Below are 763 nucleotides of genomic sequence, written 5' to 3' on the forward strand. Positions count from 1 at the left end.
ACGGCGGCCCACCATCCCGCTCTACGGGAGAGACAGTCGCCGATCTGGGGAGTCCGGCGGGTGTCACGACCTGTTCGATCGGAGGCCGCAGCGCTGCGCGTCGCGCGGAGTGCTGTCCTTCTAGGCGGACAGTGCCTGGCCCGTCCAGACCCGCGCGACGCGCAGCCTCGCATCGAGCAGCACGGCGTCACCGAGCATGCCCGCGCGCAGCGCGCCGAGACGCGTGTGCCGTCCGACGGCCCTCGCCGGTGTCTCGGTGAGCGCGCGCACCGCCTCGGTCAGGGGCACCCCCGCGCGTACGGCGCGCTGCAGTGCCACATCCTGCGTGAGCGTCGACCCGGCGATCGAGCCCGTGTCGTCGGCGCGCGCCACCCCGTCGAGGACCGTCACGCGAACGGTGCCGAGGTCGTACTGCCCGTCGGCGCTGCCCGCGGCGGCCATGGCGTCGGTGATCAGCGCGACCCTGGTCGGCGCCGCGTCGAACACGAGCTTCACGACAGCGGGGTCGAGGTGGATGTCGTCCGCGATCGCCTCGAGGATCACCCGGTGATCGGCGGCCGCGGCGAGCACGGGGCCAGGGGCGCGGTGGTGGATGCCGTTCATCGCGTTGAACGCGTGGGTGAGGATCGACGCTCCCGCCTCGAACGCCGCGATCGCCATGTCGGCGTCGGCGTCGGTGTGCCCCACGGCGGCCGCCGCTCCGGAGGCGACGATCTGCCGCACGGCGTCCAGCCCTCCCGGCAGCTCCGGCGCGATCGTCACC

Annotated in this window: 1 protein-coding gene; it reads right to left on the reverse strand. The window is 73.9% G+C overall.

Annotated features, from left to right (window positions below):
- Positions 1 to 120 precede the first annotated feature (120 nt).
- Positions 121 to 763 (reverse strand): amidohydrolase family protein (locus tag DW309_RS12120; RefSeq protein WP_168387262.1); only part of this gene is annotated, 643 nt, incomplete at its 5' end.

Origin of the sequence: Microbacterium sp. K41, assembly GCF_004794395.1 — a bacterium.
In the GTDB taxonomy this organism is placed as follows: Bacteria; Actinomycetota; Actinomycetes; order Actinomycetales; family Microbacteriaceae; genus Microbacterium; species Microbacterium sufflavum.